This window comes from Candidatus Nitrosotalea bavarica, assembly GCF_900167955.1.
Taxonomy (GTDB): Archaea; Thermoproteota; Nitrososphaeria; order Nitrososphaerales; family Nitrosopumilaceae; genus Nitrosotalea; species Nitrosotalea bavarica.
Genome location: NZ_FUYK01000014.1, coordinates 17940 through 39513 on the forward strand (window position 1 = coordinate 17940; position 21574 = coordinate 39513).

29 protein-coding genes and 1 riboswitch are annotated in these 21574 nt (G+C 36.2%); of the genes, 15 read left to right on the forward strand and 14 right to left on the reverse strand.

The annotated features are described in order from the left end of the window. Window position 1 precedes the first annotated feature (1 nt). From C0Q33_RS08840 to C0Q33_RS08850, 3 genes are read left to right on the forward strand one after another with little or no spacing between them, the layout of a single operon-like run. On the forward strand, window positions 2-973 hold the full coding sequence (locus C0Q33_RS08840) for an LLM class flavin-dependent oxidoreductase (protein ID WP_101478242.1): 972 nt from the start codon (window positions 2-4) through the stop codon (window positions 971-973). Next, window positions 970-2079 (forward strand): thiolase C-terminal domain-containing protein, encoded by a 1110-nt coding sequence (locus tag C0Q33_RS08845; protein WP_101478243.1) that lies wholly within the window; start codon window positions 970-972, stop codon window positions 2077-2079. Before C0Q33_RS08840 ends, C0Q33_RS08845 begins: the two co-directional genes overlap by 4 nt. Beyond that, window positions 2076-2396 carry a zinc ribbon domain-containing protein gene (locus C0Q33_RS08850; RefSeq protein WP_101478244.1) on the forward strand — a complete coding sequence of 107 codons (321 nt, stop codon included), beginning with the start codon at window positions 2076-2078 and terminating at the stop codon, window positions 2394-2396. Before C0Q33_RS08845 ends, C0Q33_RS08850 begins: the two co-directional genes overlap by 4 nt. 17 nt (window positions 2397-2413) lie before the next feature. Here the strand turns inward: C0Q33_RS08850 and C0Q33_RS08855 are convergent, their stop codons facing one another. Beyond that, window positions 2414-2749, reverse strand: a complete 336-nt coding sequence (locus C0Q33_RS08855) for a hypothetical protein (RefSeq protein WP_101478245.1) — start codon at window positions 2747-2749, stop codon at window positions 2414-2416. A gap of 193 nt (window positions 2750-2942) precedes the next feature. Here C0Q33_RS08855 and C0Q33_RS08860 point away from each other — a divergent pair, with 193 nt between their 5' ends. Beyond that, entirely contained in the window at window positions 2943-3536 is a 594-nt protein-coding gene (locus C0Q33_RS08860) for a PDDEXK family nuclease (RefSeq protein ID WP_245867416.1), read from the forward strand. An 18-nt stretch (window positions 3537-3554) separates the two neighbouring features. Beyond that, a complete protein-coding gene (locus tag C0Q33_RS08865) occupies window positions 3555-3914 on the forward strand; it encodes a hypothetical protein (protein ID WP_101478246.1) in 360 nt (119 codons plus the stop codon). Here C0Q33_RS08865 and C0Q33_RS08870 read toward each other — a convergent pair. Together C0Q33_RS08870 and C0Q33_RS08875 are read right to left on the reverse strand one after the other, a co-directional pair. Then, entirely contained in the window at window positions 3911-4804 is an 894-nt protein-coding gene (locus C0Q33_RS08870) for a flavin reductase family protein (protein ID WP_133121066.1), read from the reverse strand. The genes C0Q33_RS08865 and C0Q33_RS08870 overlap by 4 nt on opposite strands. 236 nt (window positions 4805-5040) lie before the next feature. Beyond that, window positions 5041-5409, reverse strand: coding sequence for a response regulator (locus C0Q33_RS08875; RefSeq protein ID WP_101478248.1), 369 nt, complete (start codon window positions 5407-5409; stop codon window positions 5041-5043). A 126-nt stretch (window positions 5410-5535) separates the two neighbouring features. Here C0Q33_RS08875 and C0Q33_RS08880 point away from each other — a divergent pair, with 126 nt between their 5' ends. After that, entirely contained in the window at window positions 5536-7038 is a 1503-nt protein-coding gene (locus C0Q33_RS08880; protein ID WP_245867418.1) for a porin PorA family protein, read from the forward strand. Between the two features lie 247 nt (window positions 7039-7285). Here C0Q33_RS08880 and C0Q33_RS08885 read toward each other — a convergent pair whose 3' ends face one another. The 6 genes from C0Q33_RS08885 to C0Q33_RS08910 form a co-directional block, all read right to left on the reverse strand. Next, complete coding sequence (locus C0Q33_RS08885; RefSeq protein ID WP_165776500.1) at window positions 7286-7777, reverse strand: toll/interleukin-1 receptor domain-containing protein; 492 nt, start codon at window positions 7775-7777, stop codon at window positions 7286-7288. Continuing rightward, complete coding sequence (locus tag C0Q33_RS09415; protein WP_101478250.1) at window positions 7764-7991, reverse strand: hypothetical protein; 228 nt, start codon at window positions 7989-7991, stop codon at window positions 7764-7766. Before C0Q33_RS09415 ends, C0Q33_RS08885 begins: the two co-directional genes overlap by 14 nt. A gap of 68 nt (window positions 7992-8059) precedes the next feature. After that, complete coding sequence (locus C0Q33_RS08895) at window positions 8060-8374, reverse strand: DUF190 domain-containing protein (RefSeq protein WP_101478251.1); 315 nt, start codon at window positions 8372-8374, stop codon at window positions 8060-8062. After that, complete coding sequence (locus C0Q33_RS08900) at window positions 8371-8772, reverse strand: fluoride efflux transporter FluC (protein ID WP_245867420.1); 402 nt, start codon at window positions 8770-8772, stop codon at window positions 8371-8373. The genes C0Q33_RS08895 and C0Q33_RS08900 overlap by 4 nt, the downstream gene beginning before the upstream one ends. Beyond that, window positions 8769-9941: a hypothetical protein gene (locus C0Q33_RS08905; protein WP_101478252.1), complete on the reverse strand. Its 1173-nt coding sequence runs from the start codon at window positions 9939-9941 to the stop codon at window positions 8769-8771. Before C0Q33_RS08905 ends, C0Q33_RS08900 begins: the two co-directional genes overlap by 4 nt. Window positions 9942-9961: 20 nt before the next feature. Then, window positions 9962-10041, reverse strand: a riboswitch (Fluoride riboswitch). 122 nt (window positions 10042-10163) lie between these two features. Continuing rightward, on the reverse strand, window positions 10164-10358 hold the full coding sequence (locus tag C0Q33_RS08910) for a hypothetical protein (protein ID WP_101478253.1): 195 nt from the start codon (window positions 10356-10358) through the stop codon (window positions 10164-10166). Between the two features lie 135 nt (window positions 10359-10493). Between C0Q33_RS08910 and C0Q33_RS08915 the strand changes: the two genes are divergently transcribed. The 3 genes from C0Q33_RS08915 (at window position 10494) to thrC (ending at window position 12712) form a co-directional block, all read left to right on the forward strand. Further along, on the forward strand, window positions 10494-10739 hold the full coding sequence (locus tag C0Q33_RS08915; protein WP_101478254.1) for a hypothetical protein: 246 nt from the start codon (window positions 10494-10496) through the stop codon (window positions 10737-10739). Between the two features lie 22 nt (window positions 10740-10761). Continuing rightward, on the forward strand, window positions 10762-11106 hold the full coding sequence (locus tag C0Q33_RS08920; protein ID WP_101478267.1) for a hypothetical protein: 345 nt from the start codon (window positions 10762-10764) through the stop codon (window positions 11104-11106). Window positions 11107-11380: 274 nt separating this feature from the next. After that, window positions 11381-12712 carry a threonine synthase gene (gene thrC / locus C0Q33_RS08925; protein WP_101478255.1) on the forward strand — a complete coding sequence of 444 codons (1332 nt, stop codon included), beginning with the start codon at window positions 11381-11383 and terminating at the stop codon, window positions 12710-12712. On the opposite strand, the gene C0Q33_RS08930 is transcribed toward thrC, so the two are convergent. Both C0Q33_RS08930 and C0Q33_RS08935 read right to left on the reverse strand, forming a co-directional pair. Beyond that, window positions 12709-13962 carry a hemolysin family protein gene (locus tag C0Q33_RS08930; protein WP_101478268.1) on the reverse strand — a complete coding sequence of 418 codons (1254 nt, stop codon included), beginning with the start codon at window positions 13960-13962 and terminating at the stop codon, window positions 12709-12711. The genes thrC and C0Q33_RS08930 overlap by 4 nt on opposite strands. Before the next feature lie 187 nt (window positions 13963-14149). Next, window positions 14150-15199, reverse strand: coding sequence for a type II glyceraldehyde-3-phosphate dehydrogenase (locus C0Q33_RS08935; RefSeq protein WP_101478256.1), 1050 nt, complete (start codon window positions 15197-15199; stop codon window positions 14150-14152). A 79-nt stretch (window positions 15200-15278) separates the two neighbouring features. On the opposite strand from C0Q33_RS08935, the gene C0Q33_RS08940 reads away from it, so the two are divergent. The 5 genes from C0Q33_RS08940 (at window position 15279) to C0Q33_RS08955 (ending at window position 18368) form a co-directional block, all read left to right on the forward strand. Beyond that, window positions 15279-15992 carry a DsbA family protein gene (locus C0Q33_RS08940; protein WP_245867422.1) on the forward strand — a complete coding sequence of 238 codons (714 nt, stop codon included), beginning with the start codon at window positions 15279-15281 and terminating at the stop codon, window positions 15990-15992. A 100-nt stretch (window positions 15993-16092) separates the two neighbouring features. Then, window positions 16093-17487: a hydroxymethylglutaryl-CoA synthase family protein gene (locus tag C0Q33_RS08945; protein ID WP_101478257.1), complete on the forward strand. Its 1395-nt coding sequence runs from the start codon at window positions 16093-16095 to the stop codon at window positions 17485-17487. Window positions 17488-17560: 73 nt separating this feature from the next. Then, a complete protein-coding gene (locus C0Q33_RS09625; protein ID WP_281258853.1) occupies window positions 17561-17683 on the forward strand; it encodes a hypothetical protein in 123 nt (40 codons plus the stop codon). A 71-nt stretch (window positions 17684-17754) separates the two neighbouring features. Beyond that, window positions 17755-18165 carry a hypothetical protein gene (locus C0Q33_RS08950; RefSeq protein WP_101478258.1) on the forward strand — a complete coding sequence of 137 codons (411 nt, stop codon included), beginning with the start codon at window positions 17755-17757 and terminating at the stop codon, window positions 18163-18165. 68 nt (window positions 18166-18233) lie between these two features. Continuing rightward, complete coding sequence (locus tag C0Q33_RS08955; RefSeq protein ID WP_281258854.1) at window positions 18234-18368, forward strand: hypothetical protein; 135 nt, start codon at window positions 18234-18236, stop codon at window positions 18366-18368. On the opposite strand, the gene C0Q33_RS09655 is transcribed toward C0Q33_RS08955, so the two are convergent. The 3 genes from C0Q33_RS09655 to tuf are packed head-to-tail and all read right to left on the reverse strand — an operon-like array spanning window position 18365 to window position 20216. Further along, on the reverse strand, window positions 18365-18574 hold the full coding sequence (locus C0Q33_RS09655) for an RNA polymerase Rbp10 (RefSeq protein WP_101478260.1): 210 nt from the start codon (window positions 18572-18574) through the stop codon (window positions 18365-18367). The two genes, C0Q33_RS08955 and C0Q33_RS09655, sit on opposite strands and share 4 nt — an antisense overlap. Before the next feature lie 13 nt (window positions 18575-18587). Continuing rightward, window positions 18588-18896 (reverse strand): 30S ribosomal protein S10, encoded by a 309-nt coding sequence (gene rpsJ / locus C0Q33_RS08965; protein ID WP_101010450.1) that lies wholly within the window; start codon window positions 18894-18896, stop codon window positions 18588-18590. 9 nt (window positions 18897-18905) lie between these two features. Next, window positions 18906-20216 carry a translation elongation factor EF-1 subunit alpha gene (gene tuf / locus C0Q33_RS08970; RefSeq protein WP_101478261.1) on the reverse strand — a complete coding sequence of 437 codons (1311 nt, stop codon included), beginning with the start codon at window positions 20214-20216 and terminating at the stop codon, window positions 18906-18908. A gap of 144 nt (window positions 20217-20360) precedes the next feature. Between tuf and C0Q33_RS08975 the strand changes: the two genes are divergently transcribed. Further along, a partial coding sequence (locus C0Q33_RS08975) for a fructose-1,6-bisphosphatase (RefSeq protein WP_101478262.1) occupies window positions 20361-21574 on the forward strand: 1214 nt, incomplete at its 3' end.

A 21574-nucleotide genomic window follows, 5' to 3' on the forward strand; every position in this document is an offset into this window, starting at 1 on the left:
TATGAGACTTGGGTTTAGTCTAGGTTCTCTCTTGTCTGTTGAAGAGATATTTGATTGTGCTAAGGCGTTAAACAAATATTCTGCGGATTCTATCTGGATCCCAGAAACATGGGGGATGGATTGTAGTTCAATTTTGTCTGGCATTTCCAACGTGTCAAAAACCCCCAAGTTGGGCTCATCTATTATCAATATTTACTCAAGAAGCCCTGCTTTGATAGCCATGTCTGCTGTAACTATTGATACTTTGTCAAATGGTAGATTTATTCTGGGCTTGGGCACAAGTAGTAAATCAATTATTGAAGACTGGCATGGTTTTGAATTTAAAAATCCACTACAGAGAATGCGTGAATATGTCAAGATAATACGCCTCATAGTTTCGGGAGAAAAAATATCTTACAAGGGTGAATTTTATAACCTAAAGAACTTTGGTCTGTTAATCACGCCTCCTAGAAAAGAAATTCCAATCTATCTTGCAGCAATAAATGAAAAAATGGTAAACCTTACTTGGGAGATTGCCAATGGCGTCATATTCTATCTAAGACCATTGCAAGAATTAAAGAATACAATTAAAAAAATGCAATCCAAGAAAAAAATTGATGTTGCATGTCAGTTGATAACCTGTGTTTCAGAGGATTCTGAAAAAGCAATTACACGCTCAAAGCAAACAATTGCGTTTTATGTTTCAGTAGGAAAAATTTATCGCGAATTCTTGGCATCTAATGGATTTCAAAATGAGACGGTAGAAATATTTGAAGCGTACAAGAAAAATGGTTTGAAGAACAACTATGAACTTGTGACAGACGATATGATGAATTCTTTATCAATAAGTGGAACTCCTGAGGATATTAGAAAAAAAATACTACAGTTTGTAGATGTAGGAGTGGATTTGCCCATACTTCAATTCAATCCTGTTGGAAATGTGCGAGAATCTTTTGAACTACTTACCAGAACACTTGCAAGTGATATGACATGAAAAAAGTAGCAATTGTTGCAACAGGTCTTACTAAATTCAATAAAACTGAAAAATCCTTAGATTCTATAATGCTGTCTTCTATTAAATCACTATTTGAAAACACTAGAAATTTAGACCAGAAAGATATCGATGTAGTACTTACCTCTACAAATGCAAATAAAAATTATTTGGCAAATATAATATCAGAGTTATCTGGAATTAAACCAAAAATATCTCACTCGGTTGAAAGTTTGTGTAATTCTGGAACAAATTCCCTAGTTTCTGCATGTGCATATGTATCCTCTGGACTGTCAGAGACTGCTCTTGTTGTAGGGGGTGAGAAGACCGACAGTCCAGGTCTTGTTTTAAATTGGGATATGTCAAGGGGAGAATTCAAGCATCCCATTTTTTGGGCATCTATGTTTACAAGTGCGCATATGAGAAAATACAACACAAGTCTTGAAGATCTTGCATATGTATCTATTAAAAATCATAACAATGCACTAGATAATCCATATGCATATTTTGAAAAACTATTTTCCCTTGACGATGTAATGCATTCAAAAAATCTCACTGAAAATATAAGACAATTAGATTGTTCTATGCCATGCGATGGCTCGGCGGCAGTTTTAATCTGCTCAGAAGAAAAAGCGATGAAATACACTGATGCCCCTATCTGGATAACAGGAATTGGTCAGAAGACTATCTCTGCAAGTTTTACAAAAAATAATGATTTGACATCAATGGAATCAACAAAGACTGCAGTTGCAGATGCATACAAAATGTCTCACAAGACTTCAAAGGATGTAGATGTTGCGGAGCTTCACGATGCATTTAGTGTATGTGAAATTATTGAATTGGAGGACATGGAGTTTTGCCAAAAAGGACATGGCGCAAAATTTGTTCGAGAACTCTATGATACAGGTAATAAAAAAATAAATCCGAGAGGGGGATTGATTGGTGCAGGACATCCGCTAGGTGCAACAGGGATAGCTCAAGTGGTTGAAATTTATCAGCAATTAAGTGGAAAGGCCCAAAAAAGACAAGTATCTAGTGCAAAAACAGGCCTTGTACATAACATGTCTGCAGGATCTACATCATCAACTGTATTGGTATTGGAATCATGACTAGATTCGAAGACGAATTAAAAAATAACAATTTTGTTTGTAGTGAATGTGTCAAATGTAAGCATCTTGTATGGCCCCCAAGTGATTATTGCAATAAATGCTTTGGAGATGTCATATGGAGACCTGTTTCAAAAAAAGCAACACTTGTCGAATTTTCTAGCAAGGATGGAAAACTCTTCTGTATTGGTGAATTTGAAAACAATATACGTGTATTTGGAACTCTAGAGGGAAATTCTAATTTGATTAGAGGACAAAATCTGACACTAAAATATTGTAATTATGATGAAATGCCAAAATTTGTTTTTCAGACTGACTAAACTAGATAATTATATCATCAAGGAAATTTGAGATTGGATTTCTCTAATTCTAAAATTGGGATGTATAAAGACATCCCATCTGTTCCTATCTTGTCAACAAAATGGAAATCTCCAGTAAGCCTCTTCAATTCTATCAATTTCTTTGTAGGCGGGTCGTTGCTTACAATATAGTGTATGACATTTCCGCCTATCGTTCCTGTCTGTATGAAAATAATGTTCTGATTGTTATGATTCAAATGATACATCAAAGGTACCGCACCTAATACTGATTGCGACGAATATAGAATTACTTTTAGGAGATCCCCATATTCTTTGTATTTCAAGTATGTGATTTGGGCATCGTTTGTTGACATGTTTCTATTGCTCTAAATAATGACATATTAATGCTGAGGATGTCCCAAGTAGTTTTTTGAAATAATTTGATTTCTATGAATATTCTTAGATCGAGAGTGAAAAAGACACATGTTACAAAAAATACCCGTCAAGGTGTTACTATAATTACCATGAAGTCTATATCACCAAAATTCTCTAATCTTATTACGAGACATGGTAACTTCTGTTGAACAAACTGCATTGAATGGTATGGAACCCAAACTTCGTAAGAAAAAAAGTAGAAAAACTAATCAACGTATTGCAAGAACTAGAAGACAACGAGGATACAATTGGGAAGATACGCTTGTTAAAAGATTCAACGTACTAGAAGGATGGAAAGCCTTTAGACTTGGGTCGCCTAGCGTTGGACTGCCTGATATACTAGCAGTAAGTACCAAGGAAAATACAATTTACACAATAGAGGCAAAATCTGGCACAAATACCACCTTAAGAGTACCTTTTGATCAGATACTGCGTTGTTTGAAGTGGATACATACCTTTGAGTTATACAAGACACGAAAAATGATTATTGCTTTCAAATTCTCATCCAAGAAAAGAATCGGAACTGGAAAATATGAACATAGAGAGCTTCGAGAATTTTTTAAAATATGGGATGAACAATATCCTGTAACTGATTTTATTTGCACATATGAGGGAGACACATACGCAATGGTTGAAGGTAAAAGAAGTCCGCTGAAACTCGAGGATGGGATAATGCCTTTTATTAAAAAACAAGTGCCAACTAAACCGAATACTTCTTTAATATGATATTGTACTAATAAAATTATGAGCTTTGAAGATTTTGTGGATGAACGCAGCTTGGTAAGCAGGGATGCACTAGCCACAAAGGAGATAAAACTAAAATTACTTGAAGTTGAAGATGATACATCGGACCACATTTGGAGATTTGGAGTCAGAGTTAAAGTAAAAAGAATTCTCATTACCATAAAACACATCAATACGCAACAGATCGAAGAAGGTGAATGTGACCTACATGTTATTGAAAAAGAAATGAAGGAGAAAAGACACTATAGTTCTACAAACAGATGGGTTCCAACAACTGATATCAAGAATGGATATATTGTAAATTCCAGGCATGCCTCATTGCTTGGCGATGCAGTAGCACTGGACTATATTACAATCTAGATTAGGGTAGATATCAAATTGTCATTAATGGAATGCGTCCATTTCATTACTTTTGTTGATTTTTGGTTTTTCCCTTGGAATAGTACAAAATTTATTCTTTGGATGTTTTTACCATTCTTCAGAATTAATCTCTTCATGATTGGAATATCACTAACTTGTATCTCTAATCCAGTATGTTTTAGAAATTCTATGAGATGATCTCTCTGATTTGCGCCGGGGGGTGGAATGCTAAATGGAATCATGTTCAATGCAGTTTTTGATTTGGATATAACTAGGATTTTGTTTTTTGATTCTACTATGACTCCGACACATTTTACAACAAATTTTTCATGTGCAATATTTTTAAAATATTCCAACATGTCTTCAGATACATTGACTTCTACTCTGTCCTGTTCTATAGTAGAGCCTAAGCCAAAATATCGTCCCCTATGATATATTAGTGGATTTTTAGAATCATCATGTCTAATGTCTACAACCTTGCCTACTATCATGATATGATCTCCTAGTTTTTGCTTTCTGACTAGCTTACATTCCGCATTAATTGTACAACCTGAAATTAGAGGCGTCTTGATTTTTTGGGGTTTGACAAATTTGAAGATGCTTTTTATTTTTAATTTGTCTAACTCTATTCCAGAATATCCCCCCGCGATATTTACTGCAGTGGTTTGTTTTTGTGAAGCTACGTTTATTCCAAATTCTTTTGTTTTTTCTATGTTCTTCAATGTTTTAGATCCTTCGTGAATAAATGCTCCAATTAACATAGGTTGGTACGAAATCTGCATTACCCATTCTGCAGTCATAACATTTGGTCCATTAATGCCTCTAGATGTGATCATGGTAAGACCCGTGCTAAAATACCTCTCTGACTTGCCGGGGGATTTTCTATTCAACTTGCTTATTTGACGTCTTTCGGGTAATTGTTCTTTGTATCGTGTGTTGTTTACTGTTGGAGTCCATTATTTTGACATTAAATTAGGCACAAATTACAAAACTACTGGAAATGTGGATGTAAAGTACTGTGAATGTGGGACTGGTCGTACACGCTACTATACAGTGCATTTTTGCGTTCCAACTATTCTAAATCCATATCAACATTTTGGTTTTCAACCAGTAAGGAAACATGCAATCACGATGTATTGATATTGTACTGTTCTAATACTTTTTTTATGTTATGAATGCTAAATGGTTTGTAAATAATCGTTTTAATTTTTAGTTCACCTAACTTTTGATATGTTTCCAGTGAAAGATCAGCTGTTACTGCTACAATCTTTGCAGTAGGATTAATTTTTAGAATTTTTTCAATGGCATAAAGACCATCGGTTTTTGGCATCATGAGATCAATAAAAATAACATCTGGAACATATGTTTTATAGAGACATACTGCTTCGCTGCCGCTAAAACCCCTTCCTATTACTTGTAGTCCAATAAGTTCAAGAATGTCAGAAAAAACCTTGACAGTATTCGCATCGTCATCCACAACTATACAGGTAATCATATAATTCCAAGACGGAGTTTATTTAAAAAGATTCGGTTAAACAGTGTTTAGGAGGATTTGATTTCAAATATAATTCTCTTAAAAAATTAATTTCTTAATATGTGGCATCACGTATCTTACATTTTGATGAGTTTTAAGATAAAATTAGTTATAGGATTTTTAGCCATTGCTTCTGTCATGATTACATATGGCTTATTTGTTAACGAAATGAAAAAAATTCCATTAAACTATGAATTAATTTCGGAACAAGAAGGACAAGATCGCATATTAAATTCCATAGGGGGAAACTTGTCAGAACCATTTGGAATAAGAGAGACTCTGAGAGAAAATGTGATAAATGTAACCGGGGACATATTGGCGATTAATTCTACGATATTAGGAAAAGATCCCGTGACAAATGAAATAGTTTTTGATAATACTCATACATTTTTTGTTGACAGGGCTACCAGAATGCATCAGTCAATGAATGAATATTTCACCTTTCCTCCAAATGTTCAAAAAGTAGATTATGATTTTTTCCATCCAATGATATTCTCCAAGACTTCTTTTGTTTTTGAGAAAGAAGACAGTATATACGGTCTTGACGTATATGATTTCTCGTGTAAATATAGCGGGGTTGATGTGTCTTCAGACCATCCAGAATTTCCGTCTAAGAAAATATTGTCTGATGGAGGTTGTACAATCTCAGTTGAACCTGCAACTGGAACTACGGTTTCTTTTTCTAAATACTGGGATGACTATTTTGTAAGTGATGGAAATAGAGGGGCAACGGTAGAGATGGGTGGAAAACACACCACCGAATATTCCGAAAATATTTTAGTTAATACTGCAAAATCTACAAAGACCCTATATTTTTTTCTTGATTTAGTTTTTCCAAGTTTGATTGCCATAGTAGGAATTGCAATATTATTTGTCATACTCTTATTTGACAAGACAAAAAATCAAGCTAAAATCATCCTCCAAACACAAAATGAAGTGATAAAAAAAGAAAAACTATCCGTAATAGGTGAGCTTACTGCAAGACTTTCACATGACCTCAGAAACCCATTAAGCGTAATCAGATTATCAGTTGAAGGAATAGAGATGCGAATTAATAACAAATCTGACCCAAAACTTGATGAATATATTCCAATAATTAATGACGCAGTATCTAGAATCAATCACCAGATTAACCAAGTACTAGGATTTGTTAAAACAATACCCTTGGACAAAAAACTAGTCTCAATTTTCAACATTTTAGGCGATTCTATTAAAAGCATAAACATCCCAGAAAACACCACTATCACACTGCCAGAAAATGACTTTTCTCTCATGGCAGATAAAATTCAGTTATCAGTTGTATTTACCAATATTTTGTTAAATGCAATCGAGGAAATAGGAAAAAACAAAGGAATTGTAACAATACGTAGTAAGAGTGAAAAAAACAATCTGATCATAGAATTTGAGGATTCGGGGGATGGAATATCGAAAGAAAATATCAGTAAAATATTTGAGCCATTGTTTACCACCAAACAAACTGGTACTGGTTTAGGTCTTTCCAGCGTTCGTGCCATAGTAGAATCCCATGGTGGAACTATATCTGTCAAATCACCTCCTACTGTTTTTACAATAACACTTCCACAAAAATAGAATTCCTAATTCAAAAAAGGATGGACCGAGCCGAACATGCTACTATATGGTTTATTTTTGTATTCCATAGCTCCTACTTTTCTATTGAATCACAGTGTTAACATATTATTTTGTGAGTTTTAAGTAACAATCTCTTTGATTATGAAGTTCAAATTTGCATGATCCCACATAATGAGGGGGAATAGAGATAGAGCCTGAGAAATGTCACTAATTTTTGTAGTTTAAAAAGTCTATTTTCATATCCAACTTATAGTCGGAGCTTTGTATAGAAATCAAGAAATGCTTCAAGATCTATTGGCTCATCCAAAATCTCTGCCATCTCTTCTGCCCTATTTGCTACCAAAATACATTGTTGCCTAAAATTATCCTCGTTAAATTCTATAACAATTATTTTTGCGTTGACGTCTTGAACATCATTTAACAATCCAGCACTAACCAAAAGTATAGATTGCAATCCTTTTCCCTGCGCATACCCTATTTCTTGATTAATCAGACTTGAATTAATGAAATTTGTTGTAGAAATTAAAACAAAACAGACTGATGAACTAATTGTTTCTTTGATGTGAGTTGAAATAAAACTACCATGAGATTCATTATCTACCAGATGTGCCCCAAATCCTTTTTCATAAAGCACGAATTCTAAGATACGTGCCTTTTCATGATCCTCTTTACTATAACAGACAAATACCTTAAATTTTCGTCTTATTTTTTCTTGTTTTTCCAAGTTATTGGGATTCAATTCGTACTTGCTCCATTTCTGTAACAAATTTTTTTAAATCATATTTGCCAAATACAATGACATAACAATAAATGCAATATCTTTTTCTGCTATTGCTAAAAACTACATCTCCTTTTTTATGCCACTTTTCACATTTAGGACATTGACCGTAATGATCTGCGCCTTGCATTTTTGTAAATGCCCTGTAAAGATGTTTTCGTCCCTTGAGTTTCATACCAACTCACTTTTTTTTTACATGAATACCTGTACTACCGCATAAAACATTTGAGCATAAAAGAAAACTCAGATTACGCCAACTTCCTGCATCGTAATCATGCCGTTGTCATCAACTATCTCTTTGATCTCAGGTAGAACCTTTTCGAGTTTTTGTAGTTCATCTATTGCTTCGATAACAAGTGGCATGTTGACAGATATGCCTTCTTGATGAATGTCAGAATTTCCTCTTTTACCATAGCCTGATACCCCCGTCCAAGCAGTGGCACCAGATATTGATCCTTTTTTCAAGATTTCAAGTATCAGGACATGTACACGTTTTCCTCTTACAGTATCGTTCTTTTTGATTCGTATGACAAGTGACCACATTTTCATGGTTCTCATTTTAATCCCTCACTAACTATCGCGGTTACCAGTGCTTTTCCTCCAAATATTGCACCAAGCGACAGTCCAACATTTGTAATCACATTGAGTGCAATCATAGAATATTGTTTGTTATCTATCATGTTTGATGATTCCAAGGCAAATGAAGACATTGTAGTAAAGCTACCGCAGAAACCTATTGCAGCTAGTAATGTATATTTTTGATCAAGATTCCATTGTGGTGATAATACTGCAAATGCACCTAGTATGAAACTTCCAATGACATTTACAATTAATACATTTACAGGTAATGCACCAAGGATTAATGGTGATTTTGTAATCCCATATCGGAGAAATGTTCCGAAAAGTCCGCCTACTGCAAGAAATGCTATTTCAATTCCCTTCATAGGTATGATCATTTTTCATCAAATCTGTCTGCCCAGTGTTTTCTTGCCTCATACTGGAATGATGGTGGTGTGCTGTTGTCTACTCCTCTCTTGAGTGCAGCTTTTGTCGTTCTACTGCTCCACCAGAAAACACCTATAGCTATTACTACTGCAAATCCTGCCATCGAATAGATAACCTGAGCAGAATAATTTCCTGTCGAGTTTATTCCACTGCCCTGTGGTGCTTGAGGGCTAGAACCAAAGTATTCAACGCCATTTATGTCTGCCACTGCCACATAACCGTCGATTTGTATGCTGGCAGAGCCTGCTCGTTCAGTGTAGCTTACTGGATAATCCACGTCTGCATTAAGATCAGCATTTTTAACAGTGTTTAACATGAGTCCCTCGCTTATGTTGCTCTCACCAGTAGCGTATGTCGAAATGGTTATTTTTTGTCCCTTGTACCCAAGTGAATTAGTTTCTACAAGTGTATATGCAGGATCAAACAAGTGTTGCCATTTTGATATGGGATCACTCATGAGATCGTTTGATGACATTAATGGAATTTCAAATAGATTCTCTGCATTAGACCCTTTTATCTTGCTGTAAAGATCAGGGAATTGTTTTTTTATAAAATCAATCGGAGAGTTGATGTCAAACTGTCCATAATTTGAAATGTTTACCAGTACTGGATCCTGTATAGTCAGCCCCCTCCACTGGGTATCAAGAATGGCTGCACTATCGCCACTTGCTGGTCTTAGCACATAGTTTGATACAGTTGGAATAAATGTTATTTTATAATCGATGTGGGTTTCAGTATCAGTTGTATACAGTGTTGCATAATATGTAATGTCAACGTCCGTAATATTTGCGCCACTCTTGAGTTCTTCTATATTTTCAGAAGTAAGACTTTTGACAAGTGATTGCTTTATCGGATCAGACGGGCTAAGGTAAAATGTCATGGAGGCGTTTTTACCATTTAACATATTTTTTATCTCTCCGCCATTAGGATAATCAATTGCATATGTCCTTTCAAATTGAAATGATGGTTTTGCAGTAGCAGATGTCGTGCTGAGTTGTGCAGCAAAATCTACTGCACTTACAGGAGCTATGAATCCTGTTATTATGATAACTGCAAATATTATTGAATAGACTAGATTTTTGTACCAGCCCAATTTTTGTTTTTTATTTTTTGTGTTCATTTGTCTACCTATTTAATTTCCATTAGGTAGACATTATCAGCACCTTTCTTGGGCAGTTTAGGAGTTTTATTCCAAGGCTAATGTCATAGCCTTCTTCTGTTAGATTAGAGTGTACAAATAAAGTTTCCTAAATGAAGATCTGGTAAGATACAGGATTTGACTAGAAATTCTTCTCTGTGTTAAGTTGGGGGCTTGAAATTTTAATTCAGCGCCTCATCTGTTTCATTTTGAATCTAATTTAGACAAAACCTTGTCATAAATTTTGATATTTTTTCCATCGGAAATGTTCTTTTTCATGTACCAGAGCGTACCCTTACCTATCCCGAGCCTTTTCCTCTCATCAGGAGTCATTTTCATTATCTTTTTCTTTATTTCTACAGTATCAATTATTCTTGGTATAGTTACGTCTAATTCCATGGTTGAATGGAAAGATACTGTTTCAGAAGGTCATTATTTTGATATCCCGTTAAAACTCAATCAAAAATAGTTCCAGAAAAACCCTTTCTTTTGAATTATACGGTTCAAATTGGATATAACCATACTCATGGAATCATGATTGATTATTATCCCATACTTGAATTACAAAATAATGTAAAAAAGATTGTAGATAAACGCACAATTCTTTTGAATGGTAATGTTACAGCTCAATTCAATATAATGTTAGAACAAGGAATTAACACATGGTCTTTAGGAATAAAACCATTAAACTCAGACATACCTATAATTATTCATCATGAAATATTTGATGAAATCTATCGTGATACCCAAAATAGACATTTTTTACAGAAAACTTTATGAAAGCATGATGGCGAGTGCATGCATGATAATTCAGGAAATCACCATAAATGGTAGAAAATACCGTCTAACCCTGACCGATCAGGTGCTTTCCGATGTTCGCAGGCTAAAGGCACTATACAATGCAGCATATGAAGATCCTGAGAGTTTTGATGAGGTGAGCTCTGCCATATCTAATACTATTACTCTGATAGCAAGTGCTGTAGAACCTGAGGTTTCTGACAGTGATCTTGACGGCTTGATTCAGGCTGTCATGAAGGCAGTAGATGAGAAGAGCAAAGAAACCGAGGAAGCAAAGGCAAAACACATGGAAGACAAGAAAAAATCCGGAAAGAAACCTTCTGTAAAACCTAAAAAATCAAAAAAATAACATCTATTGTTTGTCCAAGAAGAACCCTCATATTGGTTAAATTTGATAACTCCTCAGAAGAAAGATGCAAACTCATTGTGAATGTGGTATTTGTGGTCATTTATCTGAAAAGGAATGTATCTCAAAAGAATGCAAATGTTGTATCAACTTTCACATGCGTTCGGGTCCAAAAAAATAACGTATTCTAGTTTATACTTTTTTTATGTAACGGCAAAGATTTTGTCTAAATTTAAAATCCTTTAGATTTAAATAAGATTCAACTAAGTTTTCCATAATGTCACCTACTGCATTCTTAAAATGCGTAGATCCAAACTGTGGTCTTCAATATCCTGTAACTGATATTAGAATAGAATGTGAAAAAGGACACTTACTTGATGTAAAATATAGTACAATTCCTCCTACTACGTTAAAAGATGTATTCTATAAACGCAGAAATCACACTAATAATATTTTCAATGAAAGCGGAGTCTGGCGTTTCCGTGAATTGTTAAATTTTTGTCAAATTGATACTGAAGACATTGATCAGTGTTCGAAATACTTAGTATCACTTGATGGTGCAGAGGGACGACTCTCAAAACCATATCACATGTCTAGGGTTTCAGATTATGTCGGAGTAAAGAATCTCTTGCTTCAACCAGAAGGATACAATCCGAGTGGATCATTCAAAGACAATGGTATGACAACTGCAGTAACACATGCTAAACTTGTTAAAATTAAAAAAATAATATGTGCCTCAACTGGTAACACATCAGCTTCAGCTGCAATGTATGCTGCAAACGAGAAGATGGAGTGTGATGTATACATTCCTGCAGGAGAGGTTGCACCTGGAAAGCTTAGTCAGGCATTTCAATTTGGGGCTCAAGTTGTAGAAATTAAAGGAAATTTTGATGATGCACTATCAACTTCATTACAACAGGCAGGAAAAATTGGCGGATATACTGTAAACTCTGTAAATCCATTTAGAATCGAGGGACAAAAAACAATTGTTTTTAGGGCATTGGAATCCTTGGATTGGAATCCTCCTGATTGGATAGTTTATCCTGGAGGCGCACTTGGAAACACGTCAAGCTGTGGAAAGGCATTGATGGAGTTATATGAATGGGGGTGGATTAAGAAAATTCCAAGACTTGCAGTTGTAAATTCAGAAGGTGCCAACACTTTATACAATTTGTATAATGGTAAGTTTGAAAATACTGAACTACGATGGAATAAAGGAAAATCTGATACTGGCTTGATTAAAAGATATTATGAATACATGGATAAAAACAAGATTAGGCCCAAGACAAAAGCTACTGCCATACAAATTGCAAAACCTGCCAACATTCTCAAGGGATTGCGAGCACTTGATTTTACAAATGGCATTGTAACCCAAGTATCCGACAAAGAGATGCTTGATGGAATGGCACTAGTAGGCCTCAATGGATTTGATTGCGAAATGGCATCAGGAGCTGTTCCTGCTGGCGTTAAGAAATTACTTGAAGAGGGAATAATACAGAAAGATGAAACAGTCGTAGGAATACTAACAGGCAGGCAAAAAGATTCTAGCATACCTGTAGATTATCACAAAAACCCACAAAACAAATTTGCAATACCGCCTAGAACCTAACTGCTTGGCATTTTTTCTACCTTTATGCGACTTGCTTGATTGTTTACTGCTTCTTCTACTGTCATCTTGATTGATTCTATTATTACTCTGTCTCCTTGTTTTGGAATGTCTTTTAATTTGTCATGTAATAATGCGTTCAAAGTAGAATAATCCTCTCCTTGTGGAATGTCTGACTTGAGTATCTCATTTACCGTATCTATCTCAACATCGCCATTAGCTAACATTGTATTTTTGTCCAGCATTTTGAAATTAAGCTCTTCTAAATCTGTCTCGTCCATTATCTCTCCAACTATCTCCTCTAGTAAATCTTCAAGTGTAACACACCCTTCAACTCCGCCAAACTCGTCTACAACTATTGCTATGTGGGTTTGTCTACCTTGCATCTCTCGAAGTAATTTGCTAATTCTCTGTTCTTGTGATACGAAGATTGGTTTTCTGCTCAGGGATTCTAAAGTAAGCATTTTTTCATCCTTTTCCAAATGTTTTAACAAATCTCTTACATTGAGTATACCAACAATCTGATCAGGTGTATCTTTGTAAATTGGTATTCTTGAATACCCACTTTTACTTATCAACGGCATCGCATCAAAAAGTAGAGTCTTTGCTGGAAGCATGAACATCTTTGTTCTTGGAGTCATGACTGCACGAATGACAATGTCATCAAACTTGAGTGCCCCGTGAACAAGCTCACGCTCATGTTTTTGCAACGCCTTGTCTTCCAAGCCTTGTTCTATTACACTGTAAATTTCTTGCTCAGTAATTGGTGGTGGTTGGTGTGAACTTCCAACTACTTTTAGTATTGTATTTGTGATCTTTTCAAAAAGTAGCACAAAGGGATAAAACACATAACTGAAAACAAGTATGACTCTACTGACCTTTAAAGAGATTTTGGTTGCATTTGCATTACAATATGCTTTTGGAGTAATTTCGCCAAATACTAGAAGTACAAATGTCATAATGCCAATAGCTATTGCAAGACCATTGTCTCCAAAAATCCCTAATGACACCTCTGTAGCAAGTGCAGATGATCCTACATTGACCAAGTTTGTTCCAAGGTTCAAAGTTGCAAGCATCCTGCTTGGATTGGATTTTAATTTGTAAAGTGATGTTGAGCCTTTTACTTTTTCTTTTACAAGTTGATTGACCTTTGCTTTGCTTATGCCAATTAATGCAATCTCTGATCCGCTAAAAAATCCCGATAATCCCACCATGATTGCAAGTATTGTGACATCTAAAGTCAGGTTTGGCATCATTATCTGGTACCTCTATTGATAGAGTGCATGCTTAACACGGATGTTAAATTATTAGTTTTAATCGTTAAATTTTTCAACATGATTGAGAACAAAGTATTGTGTATGTAATCTTCTACAATGTCTCTTTTATAAGTTCATATTAATAGAATGTCATTCTAGCGGCACATCGTCATGTAATGTGGAATTATTTATTTGCAAAGTGTTCTTCGAGGAGTTTTTTCTTTTCTGCCATGTGGAATAATTCCTCGGTATGCTTGAATGCCTCATCTCTTTTTCTGTTAAACAATATGGCCTGCATTAAGAGATGATTCTCAGGTACTACTATGCCTGTTTGATCATCAGAATACGTCATTTTGATGACATCATCTTGAACTTCGATTACATCTGCATGAATGTGAATCATGTTGGTATCTTTGAAATTAAATTTCATAGTCTCTGCAAAATCTCTAATGTCCTTTGTTCCCTTTGCTGTGTATAATGTTGCAATTCCATATTCGTTTTTATACAAATCCAGAATCTCTTGCACATTTGGTGCAGTCCCATCAAATCTAATGTCCATCAAATGAACATGCATCTGTCTTGTTGGAACCTTTAGTACGCGAATAAACAATGGAGTGTCTGCACCCATATAGCTCTTTACGTCCTCATTGTGGTGTGGTTTTCTAGTCCATTCAATTGAATCTTTCACAGGAGTCTTGACGTCTTCAAGGTCTGCCCATCTTCTTATCAATGTGGCATCAAACCGTCTTATCTTTTTACCATATTTCTCTTTGAGAGGTTGTAGTATTCTTCCCATTCCAGTTACATTGCAGCTTCCCTGCATGACATATTTTTCATTAAATGTTTTTTCGTAATTTACCCTTGAGTTGAATATTAAATTTGCAACAGATTCAGAACCACCTATTTTTTCACCTCCTTGAAAAATAGCTCTGACATTTTTTGGCTCATAAAGTGTTTTTTTGTTTGTATATCCCATACCGCCTGGGGCTGCATCTATTACCAGATCACACTCTGAAATTACATCCTCTAATGAGCCAGATATTTTATAATTTTTAAAAGAATCCATCTTTGCCTTTGGGACATATACGTGAAATCCTCGAGAAATAGCATCTGCAACCTTTTCATCAGGAGAGTACTTGCCTACTCCTACTAATTCTATGTCTTTATCATCTGCAATAAACTGAGTTATCCGACTACCGATGGAACCATAACCATTGACAAAAACCTTTTTCATAGTTTTCTGACAAGAACGCCCATTTATTTGGATTACCCTTTCAACAAGGGCTAAATAATCTAAAACTATTATTTGATCATTGAATATTCATCTGCCATCAATAGGAATTGGGGTGGGAGTTGTAATTGCAGTTGTTGTCATTGTTTTTTTCATGTTTGGACAAGGCACTCAAAAACAGACTGTGTCATTACCACCGATTCAAACTCAGGGCCAAGGCAATGCCACAACTGGACAAGCATCAATACATTTGTTGATTGATAATACTTCTCCAATACTAGGATCAAAAAATGCTCCAATTACAATGATAGAGTTTGGAGACTATCAGTGCTTTTACTGCCACCAATTCTATAATAGTACAGAGCCAGATATTGTGAAAAATTATATCAACACAGGTAAAGTTAGGATGGTCTTCAAGGATTTCACCATAATCGGTCAGGATTCTGTAAATGCGGCTCATGCCTCACACTGTGCGCAAGAACAGGGGAAATTCTGGGATTATCATGATGCTTTATACAATAACTGGGCCGGAGAAAATACCGGCTGGGCATCATCGGATAACTTGTTAAAGTTTGCAAAGCAAGTTGGACTAGATCCAAATATGTTTAATCAGTGTATGACTCAATCCAAGTATATTTCTGTAGTTGAGGGAAGTCTATCCAACGCAAAAGACCTTGGGTTGACAGGAACGCCTGATTTTTTCATCATTTTACCTGACCATACTGTGACCAAAGTGGTAGGAGCACAACCATTCCAAGTTTTTGACAATATATTCAAATCGCAGCTAAAGTCATAAAATTTTAAACATTTTCCCATAAAATGACAAAAAATGTCAATCTTTGGGATCATTTTAGATTCTCAAAATCCTTATATCTGTAATTGGAAAGCTGAAGCTATTGGCTGCAGGTATAGACGACATAGCCCTCTACGTTCCTAGATTGTTTGTGGATGCCAGAGACTTTGCAAAGGCTCGTGGTATGGACCCAGACAAGCTCCAAAAAGGTCTAGGCGTATCTCGAATGGCAATTGTAGATACCAATCAAGACCCGGCATGTATGGCTGCAAATGCTTGCCTTAGAATAATGGAACGAAATAAGATTGCTCCAAAAGATGTTGGAAGATTATACGTTGCTACAGAATCATCACTTGACGAATCTAAAGCAATGAACTCCTATGTGATTGGAATGTTAGAACAAGTCTATGGGAATGATTCCTTTGGACATTGTGGTGGAATAGAATGCAAATTTGCATGTGTTAGTGGGTCATATGCTTTGTACGATAATGCTAATTGGATAAGAGCAGGTGAGGCAGAGGGAAAGTCTGCCATTGTGGTGGTGTCAGATATTGCAAAATATGACATGGGTTCTAGTGGTGAATATACTCAGGGAGCTGGTGCCATTGCAATGCTGTTAAATGACAACCCGCGAATTATGACCTTTGATCCCAAAGTTACTTCAACTTCAATTAAAAATGAATATGACTTCTACAGACCATTTGGAAAAGAGACTCCAATTGTCAATGGACAGTATTCTAACTTGCTTTACATGATTCAGGTCAAAAAGGCATTGATGGCATACAAAGAAAAGGCACTCTCAACTGGAATAATAAAACTAAAGGAAGGAGAGTCAATTTTGGATTATATTGATTTTATCAACATGCATCTTCCATACAGCAACATGGGAAAAAAAGCACTGACATATCTTCTAAGACATGAGTGGCGTAGCTTGCCTCGCTGGAAGGGAATCATAGAAAAAATGGGAATGCCGGAACCTGCACCAAAAGATCCACGTGGAACAATAGAATCAATACTTGCAGATGAAGAGTTTATGCAAAAAGATCACGAGTTTACTAAACGATTTACACAAACTGAGGAATTCCAAGAAGCATATGATTCCAAACTTGCAAGTTCTCTTGTTGCAGCAAGTACGGTAGGAAATATTTACACTGCTTCACTTTACATGGGCTTTAGAAGTTGCCTAGAATTTGAATTCCAAAAGGGTACAGATCTAGATGGTAAGAGATTTGGGTTTGGCTCGTATGGAAGTGGTAGTAGTGCAATGGTCTTTAGTGGTGTTATAATGCCAACCTACAAAGAAATTGTCAAGAACATGAACTTGGAGGCAGAAATCGGTGACAGGAGAAAAGTATCATTAGAAGAATATGAGCAGATTCATGAAAGTAAACTTGGTCCAACTGAGAACATTCTTGAGGGCAAAAAAGAGTTCATACTGGTAGGAGTAGGAAGTAGTCCAGAACTTCGGGGGCAGCGTAAGTATGTGTTTAAAGACTAGCCCATAAAATCGATCCTGACGATCAAAGCAAATCAACAAAAAGGATATAAAATCAGAAATACTGTCACATAGCATGAAAGACCGTTCAATGCCTGTTTGTTTTACAGCTGAACAATATGCAAAGATTGAGCAGATTGCAAAGCAAAAGGGCATGTTAAACGCAGGCCAGCTTCTCGAAGAAGTACTAGGCCAATAAACCGAGAACGAACGTTCTCATTTTCTTTCCTTTATGATAACTATTTAATGGATTTAGTTTCATTTTAAAACATGGGATTATTCTCAAAAAAACCTGTTATTTGCAATATTTGCAAAAAAGAGATAGCACATAAACACAAGCCGAAAAGTGAGTGGCAAATTGAGGGTCCGCTTTGCGGGGATTGTTATGTTATCCAGATGAAAAAATTCTATGAACTAAGTTTGAGACAAAAGTGTGTCACTTGTGGCATGGAAAAAGATGTTCCAGATTTATGGGAACCACGATATCAATGGGATATGACTGGTTTGTTGTGTAAGACATGTTTTAACAAAAAGGATCTTGAATTTAAAAATCAAAAATCATTTTGTACAGTATGTCACAAAACACTTGGCATGATACGATATAATCCGAAAAAACAATGGATACTTGATGGCCAACTGTGCAAAGAATGTTGGGATGTAAACAAGGCAAAGATGGGCTAGCGATGCACATATTCAAAAAATTCAAGTGTGATATATGTAGTGAAAAATTTAGACAACAAGAATACTTGATGCAACATCAGCAGGTATATCATAGTGACAAGATATATGATTGTAAAAAATGCAATATGAATTTCTCAAGTATGGAAGAGATGCGAACTCATATGCAAAGATCACACACTTATCGCGGAAAAAGAGATTCTTAGAAAGCCTTTATTGTTTTTACTACTGGTGGTCTGACCTTTGTAAATACTCTAAAACCACAGATGCATTTTATTTCTGGCAGTCGTGACAATTCAGATTGTGACACATTAGTTCCACAACGCATGCAAGAATAGTACACACTAAATGTTACTGGTTTTTCTTCTACCGGTATTTCCTCTGCTTGTATTTCTGGAGTTGGTTCAGACATTTTATATCGAAATCTATTTCAAAGTAAGTTCAATGTATACGTCGTTTGGAATTTTGATTCTCATTAATTGTCTTATTGCTCTGTCATCTGCACCCAAGTCTATCACTCTTCGATGAATTCGCATTTCCCATTTTTCATAGGTATTTGTTCCTTGACCGCATGGTGACTTTCTTGTAACAACGTTTAATGTTTTTACTGGTAACGGTGTAGGACCTTTTACTTTGACACCTGTCTTTTCCCCTATTCCCTTGATTTCTGTGCAGACCCCGTCCAGTCTTTGAAGACTCGTGCTTGTTAATTTGATTCGGGCTGTCTGTGTCATTCAGGTCCCTTACTTGGTGTATTTCTCAGTAATTTCCTTTACGATACCTGCTGCAATTGTTGCACCCATATCTCTTAAGGCGAATCTTCCCATTTCTGGAAATTCTCCGAATGTTTCAATACACAATGGTCTTACTGGCTTGATTCTAACGATTGCAGAATCTCCGGCCTTTAAGAATTTTGGATTTTCTTCTTCGATTGCACCAGATTGTGGGTTGATTTTTGCTTCGAATGCAACTATGGTTGCTGCAACTTGAGCTGTATGTGCATGCATTACTGGTGTATAACCAGGCGAAATTGCTGTTGGATGGTGAATAACTATGATCTGAGCTCGGAATTCTTTTGCCACGTTCGGTGGTGCGTCAGCTGTTCCGATAACATCCCCTCTGTGGATATCTTTCTTTTCAATACCTCTCAAGTTGAATCCAATGTTGTCACCTGGTTCTGCAGATGACATTTCAGTGTGGTGTGTTTCAATTGACTTGATTTCTCCAATTGCTCCTGATGGCATGACAACTATTTTCATACCTGGTTTTGCAACTCCGGTTTCGACACGTCCTACTGGGACTGTACCTACACCGGTGATTGTATAAACATCCTGAACTGGAATTCTGAGTGGTTTACCTGTTGGCTTGTCTGGCATCTTGAATTCATCAAATGCTTCGTATAGTGTTTTACCTGTCCACCATGGCATGTTTGGTGATTTCTTGACCAAATTATCGCCCTTCCAACCTGAGACTGGAATGATTGCTACATTTTCAAGCTTGTAACCTACTGATTTTAATAATTTCTCTGCTTTTTCTTTTGCTGCCTTGAACGCTGCTTCTGAAAAGTTACTATCATCCATTTTATTGATTGCAACTGCGAGTTGTCCCACACCTAATGTTCTAAGTAAGAAAGCGTGTTCTCTTGCTTGTCCGCCTGGTGCGGTTGCAGTATCTGTTTCACCTTCTTTGGCTGATAAGACTAACACTGCACAGTCTGCTTCTGAAGCTCCTGTGATCATGTTTTTGATAAAGTCTCTGTGACCTGGTGCATCAATTAATGTGAAGAAGTATTTCGGAGATTCGAATTTTTGAAAAGCTAAATCGATTGTAATACCTCTCTCTCTTTCGTCTTTGATATTGTCCATGACCCATGCATATTTGAAAGTGTCACCTTTTCCGGTCTTCTCGGATTCGGCTGCATGTTGGGCTATGGTTCTTTCATCAACTAAGCCCAATTCCATTAAAAAGTGACCCATGGTTGTAGATTTACCGTTATCGATGTGTCCTACGACAATCATGTTCAAGTGAGGTTTTCTTGCTGCTGCTGTACTCATGTAGGATGTTACTTGAGAAGGGCTTTATTAGCATTTTCATTTTTTAATTTTTTTTACATTAAAAATTGAATTATTTTCTGACTCGATCATTTAGATCAACTTTTTTCACATGGTATAAATCGAACTATTTTATCATCATCAATAATGAAAATTACAGTAACAGTAATCAAAGCTGATGTTGGCGGAATAGGTGGACATACAAGACCAAGTGATGGCCTACTTACCGCTGTGAAAAATCTTGTAAAGCCACAAGTAAGAAAAGATGGTAAAGGACTTCTAATTGATTCCTATATCGGATATTGTGGAGATGACATTCACATCGTCATGACTCATACAAAGGGCGTTAATAATTCTCAAGTTCATGGACTTGCGTGGCATGCATTTGAAGCTGCAACTAGAGTTGCAAAAAGCGAAGGACTGTACGGTGCAGGCCAAGATCTACTGAAAGATTCATTCTCTGGAAATGTGAAAGGCATGGGACCAGGTGTCGCAGAATTGACATTTGATGAGAGACCCAATGAAGCATTTACAATTTATGCCGCAGACAAGACAGAACCTGGAGCATTCAACTATCCATTTTACAGAATGTTTGTTGATGCATTATCAAATACAGGACTAATTGTAAATCAGAACTTGGCAAAAGGTGTCAAGATATCAGTAATGGATGTCGAGAAAGGAAAAATTGCAACACTAAACATGTGGGAAGACAAGCCAACACTTGAAGCTGCACTGATGTATCCTGGAAGATATGTGATATCTACTGTAGATACCAAGGACAATCAGCCAATTTTATCTGCATCAACTGACAGACTACACAATATAGCGGGAACCTATGTTGGAAAAGATGACCCAATATGCATAATACGAACTCAGAAAGACTTTCCGGCAACAGAAGAAGCAGGGGCTGCATTTAACAATCCACATCTCGTAGCAGGAAACACGAGAGGTAGTCACCATATGCCCTTGATGCCAGTGAAAATAAATTCTCCAGCAAGTATCAACTATGCAATTCCAATCGTATCTGCACTTGTGTTTTCAATGCACAATGGTGTGCTAATAGGTCCAATTGATGGGTTTGCAACTGCAGACTGGGATTATGTTAGAAACATTGCAATGAAAAGAGCAATTGCAATTAGAAGCCAAGGATTTGTCCATCCTGCAACACTTGTTCCAGATGAGCTAGAATATGGTGTAGGATACAAGGCAAGAATGAGTGTATTGTGGAGTAAAATGAGACCAATTCCAGGTTCACATCCAAATGTAAAGCCGGGACAAAAATCAAATCAAAATAATATACCAGGTCAGAAACCACAACAAGGACAAAGACCACAACAACCAGGTCAGAAACCACAACAAGG